Below are 478 nucleotides of genomic sequence, written 5' to 3'. Positions count from 1 at the left end.
ATTTAAAGCATAAAAACTCAGATGTACGTGCCTCCGCAATGGCAGGATGTTTATTGTCCTTTTGTTACTTTGATTTTGGACTCACTCAGGGTTTTTTACTGCATAACAGCGGCACAATGATGTTTGCTTTTACACTAGTTATTATCACCAGCGTATTCACTCAGGAGCTACGTCGTGCCAACCATAGCCGCTGTACTGATTGTTAAAAATGAAGAAAAAAACTTAGCGGCCTGTCTCGAATCAGTGAAGTGGGTTGACCAAATCATTGTTGTTGACTCTGGCAGTACTGATAAAACTGCTGAAATTGCGGCACAATATAGAGCAGAGTTTTACAGCCATAATGACTGGCAGGGCTTTGGCATTCAGCGCCAGCGCGCTGAGTCCTATGTTAAAACCGACTGGATTTTTGTGATAGATGCTGATGAGCGCGTCACCCCAGAACTAAAAAACAGCCTACAAGATTGTATTAAAGCAGAAA

1 protein-coding gene and 1 pseudogene are annotated in these 478 nt (G+C 42.3%); both read left to right on the top strand.

All coding sequences use genetic code 11. The features are described from left to right. Nucleotides 1-206: pseudogene (locus tag BTA35_RS18540) on the top strand (hypothetical protein); the annotation flags it as partial. Then, nucleotides 175-478: glycosyltransferase family 2 protein (locus BTA35_RS16625; RefSeq protein ID WP_139363704.1), on the top strand; the 304-nt coding region annotated here is incomplete at its 3' end. The pseudogene BTA35_RS18540 and the gene BTA35_RS16625, both read left to right, overlap by 32 nt.

Origin of the sequence: Oceanospirillum linum (genome assembly GCF_001995095.2) — a bacterium.
GTDB classification, from domain to species: Bacteria; Pseudomonadota; Gammaproteobacteria; order Pseudomonadales; family Halomonadaceae; genus Oceanospirillum; species Oceanospirillum linum.
Note: the sequence above shows the minus strand (reverse complement) of the source record. Positions and strands in the feature narration are given on the sequence as shown.